Here is a 16,207-nt window from a genome sequence, read left to right on the forward strand (position 1 = left end):
ATCTATGCAGCTTTCTCAACTCGAATACCTTCAAGCGGTAGCGAACTATGGTGGCGTGCGCAAAGCAGCTCGCGCCGTTCATGTGAGTCCGCAGGCCGTTTCGTCGGCAATCAAAAAGTTGGAATCTGAGTATCAGATCGTTTTGCTCAACCGATTGGCGGGGGAGGCTGTTTTGTCTCCGGCGGGCAGAGAATTTGCGCGTCGTGCGCGCGTGATCCTGGCACAAGTCGACGATCTCAAAAAGTACGCTCAATCGGGGAACGGCGGCGTTTCGCCCGACGGCCATTTCCGTCTTTACGCCCCCTGTCTTCACGGGCGGGGGCGTCTTTTTTCCGAAAACTGGTACGACTCGTTTGAAAGCTCGCACCCTCAGATTCACCTTGATGTTTGGCATCAGCCAACGGCTACATGCTTTGAATCACTTGTGCTTGGCATTTCGGATGCGGCCATCTCATTTGAGGAACCAAGGGACAGTGTCCTTTCTTCGAAATACTTGGGTGAAAAGGAGCTCAAGGTTCTTTCGTGCCCAGCGGGTCATCAATCTGTGGGTGCTATGACCGTTCGTGAGTTACTGGGCGGCAGGTTAGCTGTTCCCATTAATTTGTCGTCCTGTCTCAATGCGATCAATCAATGCCCCGAAGCTCAGCTGGTTAATTTTCGCTTCCGCGACGTCGAATACGGAAACAGAGCGCAGGCTGAGTTTCTTCAAGCCGGGGGATTGATATTGGGTTTTTCTGGCTCTTCTCTCGCATCAGATGGGTCGGAAGTGAGCGAGTACTCTATTGAAGGCTCGCATGACGTAGCCTTGCCCATCTACTTTTGCTATCGACAAAATGCCTGGACCGATCGACACCAGACGGTATTTCTTCACCTATTGCGTCATCTTGCTTCGTGAGGCCATTTGGCCTCGTGTCGTCAAGTGAATGTTGACGCCTTGTAACACATGACTGACGGCTTTGCCCTCATGCTTTTCCAAGATTCCGATTTAGATTGTTGACTCTTGGAGGGCGGAGCATGAAAAACCGTACGGTTTTGCTTTATATGACGTTTGTTTTTCTGTCGAACTTCAGCACCATTTTGTATTTTCTGACGGTTTACCTTGAATTCGTCGGATTCTCGATGGTGGCGATTTCTAGCATGATGATTGCATATCAAGTGAGCAAGTTCATCCTTGAAGTTCCCACTGGCTATATTGCCGATAGGTTTGGACGAAAGACAAGTGGTCTCGTTGGCGTCGTGGGGATGCTTGGATACTACGCCGCCCTACTCCTCGTCCGTTCTCCTCTGCTTTTAATCGGCGCGTTTGCTCTCAAAGGTTTTGCCGCTGCATGTGTGAGCGGATCCATAGAAGCGATTTACATTGACAGCGTCTCTCGGGACCAGCTCGTAAGACTTAATGTCGTTGAGCGATTTGTTTTCTATGCCTCTTATGCCATCTCCGCTTGTGTGGGCGGTTTCATTTCGTCCGTCGGTGCATATCTCATTGGTCTTTCGGCAGATATCATCGCAATGGTGTTGACGTTGGTTGTTGTTATCTGCATTCCTGAGATGCGAAGAGGAGGTACTGCGGCGACACCTGAGCGTGGAATTAGTCCGAAGATAATCGGTGCCGCTATTGCGCGTAATGGCATTCTTCGTTCGGCGTTCATCATGGACTGTTCTCAGGCATTTGCTTTTGTCGCTCTGGAAGACTTTTTCTCACTGCTGCTTGCGAGTCGCGGAATGAATGCCGTCGCTTCGGGTGTGACCATTGCGGTCCAGCTCCTTGCCTCCGCTTCCATAGGGTTTATTGTTCCCAGTGTGATTGCTCGTGTCGACAAGGGCCGTTTTGCGCGTATTTGCGGCATTGTGCGCCTTTCCCTGACTGCTCTGTTTTTGATTCCCTTTACTCCGGTCTGTTTGCTGCCCGTGTTCTATGTGTTGCAGACGGTCGCTTACTCGTTATTTGCTCCAATTAAATACTCAATTTTTCAAAATGCTGCTGATTCTTCGATGCGCTGTTCATTGATTTCGGTTCAAAGCCAGATGGTGGCGGTGGGTGCTGTTCTTTTCTATCTGCTCAACGCTGTGTTGAGCAGCGCTGCGGGCATTCGAGTCGTATTGCTTGTCGCGCTCGGGATTTCTTCTTTGGTGTATATTCCCGCGCTATTTCGTCTTACAAGCCAAAGGACATGAGTATTTAGACACCGATAACTTATATATCAACGCCAATAAACCCGAGCGCGAGGGCGTTTGGGTTTATTATTGAAGCGTATGTAACCTGGCGGCGCCACACCGCCTGTTAGTAGGGAGACACATGAACGTTCTGGTCGTCAACGCAGGATCTTCGACCCTTAAGTATCAGGTCATCGATACCAAGTCCCACAAGGTGTCCGCAAAGGGCTCCTGCGAGCGCGTTTGCTTTACCGGCGGTACCTTCACCCACGCTGCCAACGGTTCCAAGAAGGTGACCGAGAACATCGAGTTCCCCGACCACAAGGTCGCCATCGAGGTCGTTCTGAAGGACCTCGAGGCCAACGGCGTCAAGATCGAGGGCATTGGCCACCGTATCGTTCAGGGCGGTTGGTACTTTGGCGACTCCTCCCTCGTCGACGAGGACGTTCTCGCCAAAATTCGCGAGGTCGCCCCGCTGGCGCCGCTGCACAACAACCCTGAGGCCAACGTTATCGAGTACTGCCTCGAGCAGTATCCCGACCTGCCCAACGTCACGGTCTACGACACCGCTTTCCACTTCAACATGCCCGAGGTCGCCAAGACTTACGCCCTGCCCAAGGACGTCTGCGACAAGCTGCACATCCGTAAGTACGGCGCCCACGGCACCAGCTACCGTTACATCTCCAAGAAGGTCGCCGAGATGACCAACGGCGAGGCCCGCAAGGTCGTCGTGTGCCACATCGGCTCCGGCGCTTCCCTGTGCGCCATCGAGGACGACAAGTGCATGGACACCACCATGGGCTTGACGCCGCTCGACGGCGTCATGATGGGAACTCGCTGCGGCTCTATCGACCCGGCTACCGTGTGCTACCTGCAGCGCGAGGGCGGCTACACCTTCGACGAGGTCGACGAGATGATGAACAAGAAGTCCGGCCTTTTGGCTGTGACCGGCGGCAAGACCAACGACTGCCGCAACGTCGAGGAGCTCGCCGCCGCTGGTGACCCCGATGCTCAGCTCGCCTTCGACATGTTTGTCTACAAGATTGCCGCCAAGGCCGCCGAGATGGCTACTTCCATGTGCGGCATGGACACGCTGGTCTTCACCGCTGGCATCGGTGAGCACGCTCCGGCCGTTCGTGCCGGCGTTGCCGACCGTCTGGCCTTTATGGGCGTCAAGATGGATCATGCCCGCAACGCCCTGCGTGGTGACGGCGCTTGGTGCCTGTCTGCCAAGGATTCCAAGGTCAAGATCTTCGTCATCCCCACGGACGAGGAGTTCATGATCGCTTCCGACGTCGAGCGCATCGTCAACGGCAAGTAATTGCAAGAGGGGAGGGGCTGGACGACCGAGCGCCGTTCGGCCCCTCTTTTGCGCTCGTTGGGCGATATGCTGATAGCTATTTATCAAGATATGATAACTTCTTATTAAAATGCGGCCACCTTAAGGGGTCTGCGTCGACCGTATTGCACTGCAAAGGAGTCTCATGAACGTACTTGTTGTCAACGCCGGCAGCTCAAGCCTTAAATATCAGCTTTTGGATACCGATACCCGCGAGGTTTTCGCCAAGGGCAACTGCGAACGTATCGGTTCGGACATGGGCATCTTTGGCCACTCCGAGAACGGTGGCGCCAAGCAGACCGAGGAGGTCCCTTTCCCCGATCATCGCTCTGCTATCGCTCGCGTGCTCGAGGAGCTCGAGAAGACCGACTTTACGATTGATGGCATTGGTCATCGTATCGTTCAGGGCGGCTGGCACTTCGATGATTCCGCAGTTGTTGACGACGAAGTTATGGCCAAGATTCTCGAGGTGGCCCCGCTCGCCCCGCTGCACAACTACGGCGAGGCCGCGGCGATTGAGTATTGCCGTGAGAAGTATCCGGAGCTGCCCAACGTGGCGGTCTTCGACACCTCGTTCCACATGACCATGCCCGAGGTCGCCTATACCTACGCGCTGCCCAAGGACGTGTGCGACAAGTACCACGTGCGCAAGTACGGCGCCCACGGCACGAGCCACCGCTATGAGTGGATGATGGCCAAGGAGATCCTGGGTTCGCGCTGCCACCGTCTGCTTTCGTGCCATTTGGGTAACGGTGCTTCGCTCGCTGCTATCGAGGACGGCGTGTGCCGCGACACCACGATGGGCCTCACGCCGCTCGACGGCCTGATGATGGGCACTCGCTGCGGTTCCATTGATCCGGCCACCGTGTGCTACCTCCAGCGTGAGGGCGGCTACAGCTATCAGGAAGTCGATGACATGATGAACAAGCAGTCTGGTCTGCTTGCCATCTCGGGCATCTCCAACGACGCCCGCGACATCCGTACACGCGCCTCTGAGGGCGACGAGCGCTGCCTGCTCGCCTTCGATATGTTCGCCTACAAGGCCATGCAGCAGGCCGGCTCTATGATTGCTTCCATGGCGGGCGTGGACACCATCACCTTTACCGCCGGCATCGGCGAGAACGACTGGTCGATCCGCAAGGCCTTCTGCGACTGTTTTGAGTGGCTGGGCGTACGCATCGACAACAACAAGAACCGCGAGGCAGTGGGCAACGGCCCGCAGGTCATCAGTGCCGCCGGTTCCGCCGTCACGGTCATGGTCATCCCCACCGACGAGGAATACATGATCGCCCACGACGTCGAGCGCCTGACCAAGAACAACTAACGCGTTCGCTTGCGATTGAACGAAAGGCCTCCTGAGCAGCAGCTCCGGAGGCCTTTTTGCTAGCAAGCGGAAATCCGATTCCCAAAGTGATCGCCACCAGCAACGTCTGCACTTTCAGCAACGACACCCATCCGTTCAGATTTTCAGACCCAGCTCGTAGCCAAGCCGTCGTCCACTCCAGATACCCTGACTGCCACGTGACGGCAGGGACCCTACAGGGTAAAGCTCTGAAAACACTCCGCAGGACGGAGGAAGCCCCCGCCGCACGCAGTGCGCAGCGGGGGCTTCCGACATGTCCGAGGACGTTTTCAGAACTTTACCCTGTGGGGTCCCGAGGGGATACGTCCGCTACTCGGCCATCTGAGCCTGGACGGCGGTGATGGCCACGACACCCACGATGTCGTCGGCAGAGCAGCCGCGCGACAGGTCGTTGACCGGCTTGGCGATGCCCTGCAGGATGGGGCCGTAAGCGTCGGCGCCGGCGAAGCGCTGGACCAGCTTGTAGCCGATGTTGCCTGCCTCGAGGTCGGGGAACACGAGCACGTTGGCCTTACCGGCGACGGAGGAGCCGGGAGCCTTGAGCTGGGCGACGGTGGGGACGATAGCGGCGTCGAGCTGCAGGTCGCCGTCGATGGCGAGCTCGGGAGCCTTCTCCTTGCAGAACTTCACGGCCTCTTGGACCTTCTTGGCGACCTCGCCGCCGGCGGAGCCCATGGTGGAGTAGGAGAGCATGGCCACGTGCGGCTCAACGTTGCCCATGAAGGTGGACCAGGAGTGAGCGGAGGCGATGGCGATCTCGGAGAGCTCGTCGGAGGACGGGTTGATGTTGAGGCCGCAGTCGGCGAAGATCAGCGTGCCGTCGGTGCCGAACTGCGGGGTATCGGTGCACATCACGAAGAAGGCCGAGACCAGCTTGGTGCCCGGGGCGGTCTTGAGGATCTGCAGCGCGGGGCGCAGGGTGTCGGCGGTGGAGTGGCAGGCGCCGGAGACCAGGCCGTCGGCGTCGCCCATCTTGACCATCATGGTGCCAAAGTAGGTGGCGTCCATCACCTGGGCGCGAGCCTGCTCGATGGTAACGCCCTTCTTGGCGCGGAGCTCGGCAAACTTCTGCGCGTACTCCTCGTGCTTCTCGGCGTTGCGCGGGTCGATGACGGTGGCGCCGGGAACGTTGATCTCGTCGGGGTTACCCAGGATGACGATCTTTGCCAGGCCCTCCTCGATGATTTTGGTGGCCGCGACGATAGTGCGCGGATCCTCGCCCTCGGGCAGGACGATCGTCTTAAGGTCGGCCTTAGCGGCAGACTTCATACGGTTTAGGAAATCGCTCATGTTACTCCTTACAAGCGTTTCGCTAAGCTCCAGGCACCCGGCCGTTCACGAATAAACCCGCTGCTAGCGGGTTTACCTTTCAATTATGTTCGCCGCGGTGCTTGAGCTTTCCTTGTGTGGCAAGCTCATTATAGGACGCATTAGCGCTATAATCGCTCTGATAAATATGTCTCGAAGAATGTTCGAGAAAAGCCCAGCTAACGAGCCCGTGGCTTTTGACAAGGAGTATCGATGCAGATTACCTCAGGCCTGCCTGAAGGCTTTAACGCCGGCGCGTACGACATGATTGTCGTCGGTGCTGGATATGCCGGTGCCGTTTGCGCCCGCCGTCTTGCCGAGACCATCGGCTATCGTGTTGCCGTTTTGGAGCGCCGTAGCCACATTGCGGGCAATGCCTATGACTGCACTGACGAGGCCGGAATCCTGATCCACGAGTACGGTCCGCATATCTATCACACCTTTAACGAGCGCGTGCACAATTTCCTGTCGCGCTTTACCAAGTGGACGGATTATCAGCACAAGGTGCTCGCCAACATCAACGGTACCCTTATGCCCGTGCCCTTCAACCATGCGAGTCTCAAGCTCGCCTTTGGTGACGAGCGCGGCGAGGAGCTGTATCAGAAGCTCGTGGAGACCTTTGGCAAGGATGTCAAGGTGCCCATTATGGAGCTGCGTAAGAAGAACGACCCGGATCTTGCCGAGGTCGCCGATTACGTCTACGAGAACGTCTTTTTACATTACACCATGAAGCAGTGGGGCCAGACGCCCGATCAGATCGACCCCTCGATCACCGGCCGCGTTCCCGTCTTTGTGGGCGATGATGACCGCTACTTCCCGCAAGCTCCCTTCCAGGGCATGCCGCAGGAGGGCTACACGGCGCTCTTTGAGCACATGCTCGACCACGACCTGATCGACGTGTTCTGCGACGTGGACGCCCGTGACCTCTTTGAAATCGACGACACCACCGTCAAGATCGACGGCAAGGTCTATGGTGGCGAGATCGTCTACACCGGTCCACTCGACGAGCTGTTCAACCTCGACTTGGGTGCGTTGCCGTACCGCACGCTCGATATGAAGTTCGAGACGCTCGATATGGACCAGTTCCAGCCCGTGGGCACTGTCAACTACACCACGAGCGAGGACTACACGCGCATCACCGAGTTCAAGAACATGACCGGTCAGGTCCTGCCCGGCAAGACCACCATCATGAAGGAGTACTCCAAGGCCTATACGCCCGGCTCGGGCGAGACGCCGTACTACGCTATCCTGGAGCCCGAGAACCGTGAGCTCTACGAGCGCTATCTTGAGCGCGTCCAGAACCTGACGAACTTCCACCCGGTGGGTCGTCTGGCCGAGTATCGTTACTACGATATGGACGCCGTGACCAATTCCGCCCTCGATCTTTCGGATGAGATTATCGCCTGCCATGCATAAAGTCATAACATTCGGTATTCCCTCATATAACGCCGCCAAAGACATGGACCATTGCATCACCTCCATCTTGGAGGGGAGCAATTACGCCACCGATATCGAGATTATCGTGGTGGACGACGGCTCCAAGGACGAGACGGCCGCCAAGGCCGACGAGTGGGAGGCCCGTTATCCTGGAATCATCCGCGCGGTGCACCAGGAGAACGGCGGCCACGGTATCGCCGTCCTTTCGGGTCTGCGCGAGGCGCAGGGCACCTACTACAAGGTTGTCGATTCGGACGACTGGCTCGACGGTGCGGCGCTTTCGACCATGCTGTCGATTCTGCGTGGTTTTGAGGAGCGCGACCAGCGCGTCGATCTGTTTATCTCGAACTACGTGTACGAGAAGGTTTACGAGGGCACGCATACCGCTATTGGCTACAAGTTTGCCCTGCCGCGCAAAAAGATTTTCTCTTGGGACCAGATCGGGCACTTCCGTCCCGATCAGAATCTGCTCATGCACAGCCTGTGCTATCGCACGGATGTGCTCCGCGAGTCCAACCTGCCTATGCCGCCACACACCTTCTACGTGGACAACATCTACGCCTACGTGCCGCTGCCCCGCTGCAAGACCATGTACTACGCCGACATTGACCTCTACCGCTACTTTATTGGTCGAGAGGGTCAAAGTGTCAACGAGGCCACGATGGTTAAGCGTCTGGACCAGCAGTTCCGTGTTACGCGTATCATGATGGAGTCGTACCACTTGTACAGCGATGTTGGGTCGTCGCGCCTGCGTTCGTACATGATGGGCTACTTCACCATGATGATGGCGATTTGCTCGGTGCTCACCAAGCTTTCCGAGGAAGATTGTGCCGATGAGCGCCTGAAGACGCTGTGGAAGGACCTGAAAGAGTACGACGAGCGCATGTATCGTCGCGCTCGCTACGGCGTGGTCGGATTCTTTACCAACCTGCATGGACGGGCCGGAGACAAAACCACACTCGGCCTATACCATCTTGCCTCAAAGATCTTCAAATTCAACTAACTGTTGAGTAATCGCTGCTGATAGGTTGACTGGGCCCCTTGGCCTTTAGTTTGCTACTGCGAACAGTCCTGCTCGCACGGAAAGCACATTTAGTGCTTTCCGGCTCGTGCGGAACTTGTATCAAACTAAAGGCCAAGGGGCCTCTGCTATAAGAATCGATTGTCAGATTATTTGAATTTGAAGATCTTCGACGCGCGGTACACAGGGGCCTGGGCTGAAAGGAATTTAGTTGGTAGTCGGTCGGAGGCGGGCGGGCGTTACGTTTGTCGCGAGTTCCGCATGCAAAGAAGGCCACTTAATGTGGCCTTCGTCTTGCATAGGACTGTAGAGCAGCAAACGTAACGCCCGCCCGCCTCCGACCGACGGTCGAGTGGATTACTTTGCGGCGCCGGGGATGCCGTGGGAGGTTTTGGCGGTTTTGGCTCCGTTTACGATGGCGGTCTGTAGGGCCCTTACGGCGAGCATGCCCAACAGGTCTAGGGGCACGGGGACGCTTGCCTGGGCTCCCAGCTTGCCGCTGGCGAGGGTGTAGATGGTGTCGCCGTCGTTGGTGGTGTGCGTGGGGCGAATGGCGTGCGCATAGGCGTCTGCTGCCATTTGGGAGACCTTGGTGGCCTGCGCCTTGGTGAGCTCAACGTTGGTGACGATGCAGCTGATGGTGGTGTTGGTGCGGTCGAGCGGCATCTGCATAGATCCGGCGGCGGCAAAGGCGGCGAGCTCCATGTCGACGATCTGGTCGCTATCTGCTGCAGCGCGCATACCAGCGACCCATTCATCGGTGAAGGGGTCGACGATATTGCCGCAGGCGTTGACGGAGACCACGGCGCCTACCTTAACGGGACCGAGCGCCACGGCGGCAGCGCCAAGGCCGGCCTTCATGCAGGTGGCGGGTCCCATGAGCTTTCCGACGGTGGCACCCGTGCCGGCACCCACATTGCCCTGCTCGAGCGTGGTGGGGGTGTTGTCGAGCGCCTCGCGCACGGCGGAGATGCCAGCCTCAATGTCGGGGCGTACGGTGGGATCGCCAAAGGCGAGGTCGAAGATGCAGCTGGAGCACACGATAGGCACCTGCGTGGGGCCGACGGGAAGGCCGATGCCGCGGCTCTCGAGCTCGCGGGCGACGCCGCTCGCGGCCTCCAGGCCAAAGGCCGATCCGCCCGAAAGGCAGACGGCGTGGACCTTGTCCACGGTGTTCTCGGGGCGCAGCAAATCGGTCTCGCGCGATGCCGGGGCTCCACCACGAACGTCAACGCCGCCGGTGGCGCCCTCGGGTGCCACGATTACGGTGCAACCGGTGCCGGCCTCCTCGTCCGTATAGTTGCCAAAGCAAAAGCCATCGACATCGCAAACGTCAATGGCCTCAAGCAGTGTGTCCATGTTTTACTCCTATCGGTTTTCCGCCGGGCCTTATGCCCGGTCGGGATCCGTACGGTACGCCAAAATTGTAGGCGCCGGGGGATACCCAGCGCCAGATGCAATTACGATAGTTTTTGAATCGCACGCGCGACGCGAGCGATGGGCAGACCCACCACGTTGTAAAAGTCGCCCGAAATATCGTGCACGAGCATACGCCCGCCGACGCCTTGGATGCCGTAGGCGCCTGCCTTGTCCATGGGCTCGCCCGAGGCGACATAGCGCTCAATCTGCTCGTCGGTGAGCTCATAGAACGTCACGTCGGTCACATCGACAAACGACAGGCTCTCGGCGGCGTGCGGGGCTGTGACGTCTCCGGCTCTAACGATGCAGACGCCGGTTGCGACCTGGTGCGTGCGCCCCGAGAGCTCGTGGAGCATGGTGCGGGCTTCGTCCTCGTTTGCCGGCTTGCCCAAAAGCTTGCCATCGAAGGTGACGATGGTGTCGGCCGCGATGGTCAGCTCATTGGGCTCGGCGTGCTCGGCGGCAACGGCGGCAGCCTTGGCGCGAGCTAAGCGCTCAACAAGCGTAAGCGGGGTCTCGTCATCAAAAGGAGTCTCGTCGATGTCAGCGGGAATGACGCGGATGTCGTAGCCCGCTTCGCGCATCAACTCGATGCGGCGCGGTGATTGCGAAGCCAAAATCATAGCTGAATGCCCTCGGCAACCTTCTCGACAGCCTTGTCGCCGGCGAGCGTACGCAGCAGCTCAAGCGCAAAGGGGAGCGACTGGGCCATGCCGCTGGCGGTGATGATGTTGCCGTCGTGCGTGACCTTGTCGCCGGTATAGGCGCCCTCGGGGAAACTCTTCTCAAAGCCGGGGAAGCACGTGGCGTGGCGTCCCTCGAGCAGGTCAAGCTCACCCAGGATAAACGGGGCGGCGCAGATGGCGGCGACGTGCTTGGTCGCGGCGAAATCGCAGACTACGTCGCAGACGCGCTGGTCGGCGCGCAGGTTGGTGGCACCGGGCAGGCCGCCGGGCAGCACGACGCAGTCGTACTCGTCAAAGTTAATCTCGTCAAAGAGTGCGTCGCAAGTTACGGGAATCTGCAGCGAGCTTACGACCTCGCGCGTGGGCATGATCGAGACGAGCGTGGCGCGCACACCGCCGCGACGCATGACATCGACCATGGTCAGGCATTCAATCGTTTCAAAGCCATCGGCGGCAAGAACGGCAACGCTGGGCATAAGGGTTCCTTTCAAAAAGCGGCATACAATTAGCCGTCTTATACCCCGAAGACCCCCGTTTGCCACGCCCCAATCTCAAAAAGACTGGTCGTGCCTGGGTGTTGCGCACTAGGAGGGGCTTGCGGTGCGGCGATAAAATCTCGGCATCCGTCATCTTTCGCTACATGAGGAGCTGATTTGCGATGATAGGCCTTAGGGTATCTGATCTTCTCTTTTTGCTGGTTGTGTTCGGCGGCGTCGCGGCTGTCGCCTTTGCTGTTATCTTGAACAAGGAATCGTCGAACAAGCCTCAGCCTCCGCAGTCCAATCCGTATCAGCAAATGCCTCCCGTGCAACAGGTCCCGCCGAAGCAGCAGGTGCCGACCGCGATCGATGATGCTCAGCCAGTTGAGTCCGCTCATTTTTGCACTCAGTGCGGCTCAATGTTGGAGGTAAACGCATCCTTCTGCCAAAACTGCGGCGCTCCGGTCAGCCATCAGTAATGAAATAGGGCGGGGTTCAGCAATCATTCACCACTCGATGATTGCTGAACCCCGCCCCCTAAAACAGATTAGTTTATTAGTTGCGCTTGAGGTGGACGACGGTTTCGCAGTGGAAGGTTTGCGGGAACAGGTCGACCGGCGTGATCTTGACGGGGGAGAAGGTGCCCTCCTCGACAAAGCACTTGAGGTCGCGGGCCAGAGTCGCCGGGTCGCAGCTCACGTAGGCGACATCGCGAGCGCTCGTGCTAGCGATGAGGTCGATTGCCTCGGGGGCGAGGCCTGCGCGCGGCGGGTCGACCACCAAGATGTCGGCGTCCTGATCGGGGAACTCGCGCACCGCGTCGCCGCCGATAACGTCGACGTTGTCGAGCTTGTTGATCTCGAGGTTACGACGCAGGTCGCGCACGGCCGGACCGTAAGCCTCGACGGCGGCGACAAAATCGCAGCGGCGGGCGAGCGGCAGGGTAAAGGTGCCGGCACCACAGTACAGGTCCACGGCCAGCTCGTCTTCCTGAGGATCGAGCGCGTCCATGACGAGCTCGATCAAAATCTCGGCGCCCTTGGTATTGACCTGGAAAAACGACGGGGCAGATAAGCGCATCTGGCCTTCGGCGATATTCTCGGTCCACGAGCCCTCTCCGGCGAGCATTTCGACCTTGGAAACACGGCGGGCCTTCTTTTCGCCCTTGCTCATCACGCGCACGATGCTCGTGGGATGAGCGGCGTCCGCCAGCACGCGGGAGACCTGCGAGCGCGGAAAAGAGCCTGTGGGCGTCCAGAGTGCGACCTCGAGTGCCTTGGTGCGGCGCGATGCGCGAATGCCCACGCGTTCGAGCCCCAAGTCATGGCTGCCGCTTAGATAGTTGAGTGCGCCGACGACCGATTTGAGTGCCTTCGGGAAGCGCTTATCGAACAGCGGACACGTATCGACGGTCACGATTTTGCTGGGGTCGACACCGTGCATGCCAAGGCGCACGCGACCGTTGACGACGGTCGGTTCGAGCTCGATTTTATTGCGGTAGCCCCAGTCGTCCTTGGTGTGGCAGATGGGCTGTACCAACTCATCGACCTGCTCAGGAGCGAACTTGCCGATGCGCTCGAGCGTGGAGCGCAGGTTTTGCTCCTTGGCGGCGAGCTGTGCCGTGCGTGAGAGATTGCCCCACGAGCAGCCGCCGCAGATGCCCACGAAGGGGCAGGGAGGCTGAATGCGATCGGGGCTTGGCTCCAGAATCTCGGTGGTGCGGGCACGCATGAACGACTTGCCGTCCTGTACGACCTCGGCCTCGACGGTGTCGCCTGCCACGGCACCCTGCACAAAGACGGCCTTGCCGTTGTCGGCGTGCGCCAGCCCGTCGGCGCCGTAGGTCATCGATTCTATAGTGAGCTTCATATTCCTGCCTGTCATTCGCGTTGTTGTTCGCACCATGGTAGCAGGGAAAAGCGCCCCGCATCCGAGGCTTTCCTCAAATGCGGGGCGCTTCTACAAACTGCTTCTACAAACGACTATTTCGTCTTGCCGGTAATGAGCGTCTTAAGACCCAGGCCGATCAGACCCAGGCCCATGCGCACGCGACCGGGGCGATGGCGCTCGATGGCCTTGGTCTTGCCGGCGGGCTTATCGCGACGGGCGCTCGTCTCGGGTGCGGGCTTGGTGACCTGCGGATCGGGCTGAGGTGCAGGTGCAGGTGCAGGCTCGGGCTCAATGACGGTCGCCTGGACCTCTTGGACCTTGGGTGCTACCGGCTGCGGCTCGGGCTCGGGGGCGGGTTTCGCCTCAATGACGGGCTCGGGCGCGGCCTCGGCGTTGCGATAGGCACGCTCCAGTAGAGCTTCCTGCGAGTTGAAGGGTTTCTCACCCTCTGCACGCTCTACGGGGACCCAGGTGCCGTCGCTCGTGAGGCTGCGGGCCTTCACGTTGTCGCGCAGCTGCATGCCCATGTACTCGTGTACCAGGGCGCGGCAGGTGGGGTCGAGCACGGGGAAGGCGATCTCCACACGGTGCTCGGTGTTGCGCGTCATCATGTCTGCCGAGCTCAGGTAAATCATGTCAGAGTCCACGCCAAAGGCGTAAACGCGCGCGTGCTCCAAAAAGCGTCCGACGATAGAGCGGACATGCACGTTCTCGGTCTTGCCCGGAACACCGGGCTTGAGGCACGAGATGCCGCGGATGATCATGTCTACGCGCACGCCGGCACACGATGCCTCGGCGATCTTGTCGATAACCTCGCGGTCGGTCAGCGAGTTGAGCTTAAAGAACACGCGGGCGGGCTCGCCGGCAAGGGCGCGCTGGATCTCGCGGTCAAGCCCGCGCATGATGAGCGGTTTAAGTCCGACGGGCGCCACACCCAGGAAGCGGTAGTCGCCGCGCAGGTTGCCCAGCGACAGATTGCGGAAGAACAGGTTGGCGTCCTCGCCGATGCCGGGATGGGCGGTCATGAGCATAAAGTCGCTGTAGAGTTTGGCCGTCTTCTCGTTAAAGTTGCCGGTGCCCAAAAGCGTGAGGCGGGTGAGCGCCATGCCCTCGCGATAGGTGAGCTGGCAGATCTTTGAGTGGCATTTAAAGCCCTCGGAACCATAGATGACGGTGCAGCCTGCCTCTTCCAGACGCTCGGCCCACTCGATGTTGTTCTGCTCGTCAAAGCGGGCACGAAGTTCCATGAGCACCGTGACCTCTTTGCCGTTCTCGGCAGCATCGATCAGCGACTCGCACAGGCGGCTCTGCTTGGCCACGCGGTAGAGCGTGATGCGCAGCGAGATGCACTCGGGGTCGTAGGCGGCCTCGTGCACCAGATCCAGGAAGGGGTTCATGGCTTCGTAGGGATAAAAGAGCAGCTTGTCGCCCTGCAACACCTGTTCGCGGATGGAGCGGGTCATATCGATGGTGGGGTTGGGCTGCGGCTTAAACGGCGTAAAGAGCAGCTCGTTGCGCAGGTGCTCGGGAATCTTGCCCTCAATGCCAAAGACGTAGCCCAGGTCGAGCGGTATATCGCAGGTAAAGACCGAGCGGCGCGAAAGCTCGAGTGCCTTGCGGATGGTCTTGAGCGTCGCCTTCTCGAGCGACCCCGAGACCGCGAGCACTACCGGCTGCAGACGTAGGCGCTTCTTAAGGATGCGCTTCATGTGCTGGCGGTAGTCCTCTTCCTCTTCGACGCCCTCGCCGTCCGGATCGATGTCGGCGTTGCGGGTGACTCGGATGAGCGCGCGGTCGAGTGGCTTGTAGGAGCCAAAGCAGCTGTCCAGGCAGGCGAGGATGACGTCCTCGAGCAAGATGTAGGAGTAGGTGCCGGTGGGCGAGGGGATCTCGACCACGCGGTTCATCGAGGCGGGAATCTCGATAAGGCCCAGCAGACTCTCCTCGTCGGTGACGCCGTCCAGACCACAGGCCAGATAGAGTGCGCCGTTGCGTAGGTTGGGGAAGGGATGGCGAGGATCGATGACCAGCGGCGAGATGACCGGCGACACGTAGGCCTGGAAGTAGCGGGTTACAAAGGTGCGCTCCTCGGGCGTAAGCGAATCGATGCGGGCGCGGTGAACGCCCAAGGTGTCGAGCTTGCCCTCGATGCTCTTAAAGATGGACTCCCAACGGGTAAGGAGCCCGGGCATTTCGGCCATGACAGCATCGACCTGTTCGGAGGCGGTCATATTGCTCTTGTTGTCGACAGGCTGTTTTTTGAGCTCGGCCAGATCGGACAGGCCGCCCACGCGCACCATAAGGAACTCGTCGAGGTTGGACTCGAAAATCGACACGAACTTTAGACGCTCGAACAGCGGAACGGTCTCATCGAAGGCTTCGTCAAGCACGCGGTTGTCAAAGCGCAGCCAGCTAAGCTCTCGGTTTTGCGTGTACGAGAAGTCGCGCGGCGGTTTGCGCAGCTTTGCGGCGGCTTGCTTCTTTTCGATTTTGCTCGGCATATGCATCTGTCCGTTCAGTCCCCACAGAGGACGGTAGCCTAACACTTTTCACTATTGTCTCAATTTAGTCGACCGCTGGCACGGACGTATCGCGTGAACGGTATCTTTACCTACTTCTTACGCTGACAAGTCATAGGACTGACGCCCTGCTCGTCTGCAAGCGGTCTATATCCTCACTCAACTGGTACGTAAGTGTGAATAAGAATGATAGATAGCTGAATATCATTGAATGCAGGCGGAAACATGAACAAACATCATTTATATACATAAAACCGATTTAGCTATGCAATTCTGAATCAAAAGTTTAGAGATGCAATCGCAAATGGTTTTTAAGAAAAAAGAGCGTTTACCTTAGAAAAGTTACTTTAGAACGCCGGAGTACATCATGGGGGAATCACATGCGATATACCGTTCATCGCACTTTGTTGACCGTTCGGGGGCGAGGTGGAATTGCGGGTGGAATTTGGATATAACTAGAGCTGTCAGCAAGCAGCGTCCGCTATGGAAGGGCGCTGAGAGATTCGGCCGAAAGGCCCGAAAGAAAGGTAGGAGGCCATGACGAAAGGTCTGCACGTGCCTTCCGAGATCGGCAAGCTCAGGAAGGTCTGCC

Annotated in this window: 13 protein-coding genes; 7 read left to right on the plus strand and 6 right to left on the minus strand. The window is 58.6% G+C overall.

The genetic code is table 11. The features are described from left to right. Positions 1-4: 4 nt before the first annotated feature. The 4 genes from ABCN01_RS06340 (at position 5) to ABCN01_RS06355 (ending at position 4,817) form a co-directional block, all read left to right on the plus strand. Positions 5-895 carry a LysR family transcriptional regulator gene (locus ABCN01_RS06340; protein ID WP_342996610.1) on the plus strand — a complete coding sequence of 297 codons (891 nt, stop codon included), beginning with the start codon at positions 5-7 and terminating at the stop codon, positions 893-895. Between the two features lie 119 nt (positions 896-1,014). Then, the gene (locus ABCN01_RS06345; RefSeq protein WP_342996609.1) at positions 1,015-2,175 is read left to right on the plus strand and encodes an MFS transporter; all 1,161 of its coding nucleotides are present in this window, start codon (positions 1,015-1,017) and stop codon (positions 2,173-2,175) included. Between the two features lie 121 nt (positions 2,176-2,296). Continuing rightward, a complete protein-coding gene (locus ABCN01_RS06350; protein ID WP_342996608.1) occupies positions 2,297-3,475 on the plus strand; it encodes an acetate/propionate family kinase in 1,179 nt (392 codons plus the stop codon). Positions 3,476-3,638: 163 nt separating this feature from the next. Then, on the plus strand, positions 3,639-4,817 hold the full coding sequence (locus ABCN01_RS06355) for an acetate/propionate family kinase (RefSeq protein WP_117820680.1): 1,179 nt from the start codon (positions 3,639-3,641) through the stop codon (positions 4,815-4,817). Positions 4,818-5,165: 348 nt separating this feature from the next. On the opposite strand, the gene pta is transcribed toward ABCN01_RS06355, so the two are convergent. Beyond that, complete coding sequence (gene pta, locus ABCN01_RS06360) at positions 5,166-6,146, minus strand: phosphate acetyltransferase (protein ID WP_006234296.1); 981 nt, start codon at positions 6,144-6,146, stop codon at positions 5,166-5,168. A 231-nt stretch (positions 6,147-6,377) separates the two neighbouring features. Here pta and glf point away from each other — a divergent pair, with 231 nt between their 5' ends. Both glf and ABCN01_RS06370 read left to right on the plus strand, forming a co-directional pair. After that, positions 6,378-7,580 (plus strand): UDP-galactopyranose mutase, encoded by a 1,203-nt coding sequence (gene glf / locus ABCN01_RS06365; RefSeq protein ID WP_250787643.1) that lies wholly within the window; start codon positions 6,378-6,380, stop codon positions 7,578-7,580. Further along, on the plus strand, positions 7,573-8,604 hold the full coding sequence (locus ABCN01_RS06370) for a glycosyltransferase family 2 protein (RefSeq protein WP_342996607.1): 1,032 nt from the start codon (positions 7,573-7,575) through the stop codon (positions 8,602-8,604). Before glf ends, ABCN01_RS06370 begins: the two co-directional genes overlap by 8 nt. Before the next feature lie 375 nt (positions 8,605-8,979). Here the strand turns inward: ABCN01_RS06370 and ABCN01_RS06375 are convergent, their stop codons facing one another. The 3 genes from ABCN01_RS06375 to ABCN01_RS06385 form a co-directional block, all read right to left on the minus strand. Next, positions 8,980-9,981, minus strand: coding sequence for a P1 family peptidase (locus ABCN01_RS06375; RefSeq protein ID WP_342996606.1), 1,002 nt, complete (start codon positions 9,979-9,981; stop codon positions 8,980-8,982). Positions 9,982-10,082: 101 nt separating this feature from the next. Continuing rightward, entirely contained in the window at positions 10,083-10,664 is a 582-nt protein-coding gene (locus ABCN01_RS06380) for a Maf family protein (protein ID WP_342996604.1), read from the minus strand. Beyond that, positions 10,661-11,203 (minus strand): DJ-1 family glyoxalase III, encoded by a 543-nt coding sequence (locus tag ABCN01_RS06385; protein ID WP_117583934.1) that lies wholly within the window; start codon positions 11,201-11,203, stop codon positions 10,661-10,663. Before ABCN01_RS06385 ends, ABCN01_RS06380 begins: the two co-directional genes overlap by 4 nt. A gap of 182 nt (positions 11,204-11,385) precedes the next feature. Here ABCN01_RS06385 and ABCN01_RS06390 point away from each other — a divergent pair, with 182 nt between their 5' ends. Next, on the plus strand, positions 11,386-11,685 hold the full coding sequence (locus ABCN01_RS06390; protein ID WP_342996603.1) for a zinc-ribbon domain-containing protein: 300 nt from the start codon (positions 11,386-11,388) through the stop codon (positions 11,683-11,685). 76 nt (positions 11,686-11,761) lie between these two features. On the opposite strand, the gene rlmD is transcribed toward ABCN01_RS06390, so the two are convergent. Continuing rightward, a complete protein-coding gene (gene rlmD, locus ABCN01_RS06395; RefSeq protein ID WP_342996602.1) occupies positions 11,762-13,090 on the minus strand; it encodes a 23S rRNA (uracil(1939)-C(5))-methyltransferase RlmD in 1,329 nt (442 codons plus the stop codon). A 98-nt stretch (positions 13,091-13,188) separates the two neighbouring features. Continuing rightward, positions 13,189-15,597 (minus strand): polyphosphate kinase 1, encoded by a 2,409-nt coding sequence (gene ppk1 / locus ABCN01_RS06400; protein ID WP_342996601.1) that lies wholly within the window; start codon positions 15,595-15,597, stop codon positions 13,189-13,191. Positions 15,598-16,207 lie beyond the last annotated feature (610 nt).

Source organism: Collinsella aerofaciens, from assembly GCF_039062365.1.
Taxonomy (GTDB): domain Bacteria; phylum Actinomycetota; class Coriobacteriia; order Coriobacteriales; family Coriobacteriaceae; genus Collinsella.

Bases quoted from the DNA above. Each gene is read 5' to 3' on its own strand.
- ABCN01_RS06390 (WP_342996603.1), top strand. From the start codon at position 11,386: ATGATAGGCCTTAGGGTATCTGATCTTCTCTTTTTGCTGGTTGTGTTC.
- ABCN01_RS06340 (WP_342996610.1), top strand. From the start codon at position 5: ATGCAGCTTTCTCAACTCGAATACCTTCAAGCGGTAGCGAACTATGGT.
- ABCN01_RS06380 (WP_342996604.1), bottom strand. From the start codon at position 10,664: ATGATTTTGGCTTCGCAATCACCGCGCCGCATCGAGTTGATGCGCGAA.
- ABCN01_RS06385 (WP_117583934.1), bottom strand. From the start codon at position 11,203: ATGCCCAGCGTTGCCGTTCTTGCCGCCGATGGCTTTGAAACGATTGAA.
- ABCN01_RS06345 (WP_342996609.1), top strand. From the start codon at position 1,015: ATGAAAAACCGTACGGTTTTGCTTTATATGACGTTTGTTTTTCTGTCG.
- glf (WP_250787643.1), top strand. From the start codon at position 6,378: ATGCAGATTACCTCAGGCCTGCCTGAAGGCTTTAACGCCGGCGCGTAC.
- pta (WP_006234296.1), bottom strand. From the start codon at position 6,146: ATGAGCGATTTCCTAAACCGTATGAAGTCTGCCGCTAAGGCCGACCTT.
- ABCN01_RS06355 (WP_117820680.1), top strand. From the start codon at position 3,639: ATGAACGTACTTGTTGTCAACGCCGGCAGCTCAAGCCTTAAATATCAG.
- ABCN01_RS06350 (WP_342996608.1), top strand. From the start codon at position 2,297: ATGAACGTTCTGGTCGTCAACGCAGGATCTTCGACCCTTAAGTATCAG.
- ppk1 (WP_342996601.1), bottom strand. From the start codon at position 15,597: ATGCCGAGCAAAATCGAAAAGAAGCAAGCCGCCGCAAAGCTGCGCAAA.
- ABCN01_RS06375 (WP_342996606.1), bottom strand. From the start codon at position 9,981: ATGGACACACTGCTTGAGGCCATTGACGTTTGCGATGTCGATGGCTTT.
- rlmD (WP_342996602.1), bottom strand. From the start codon at position 13,090: ATGACAGGCAGGAATATGAAGCTCACTATAGAATCGATGACCTACGGC.
- ABCN01_RS06370 (WP_342996607.1), top strand. From the start codon at position 7,573: ATGCATAAAGTCATAACATTCGGTATTCCCTCATATAACGCCGCCAAA.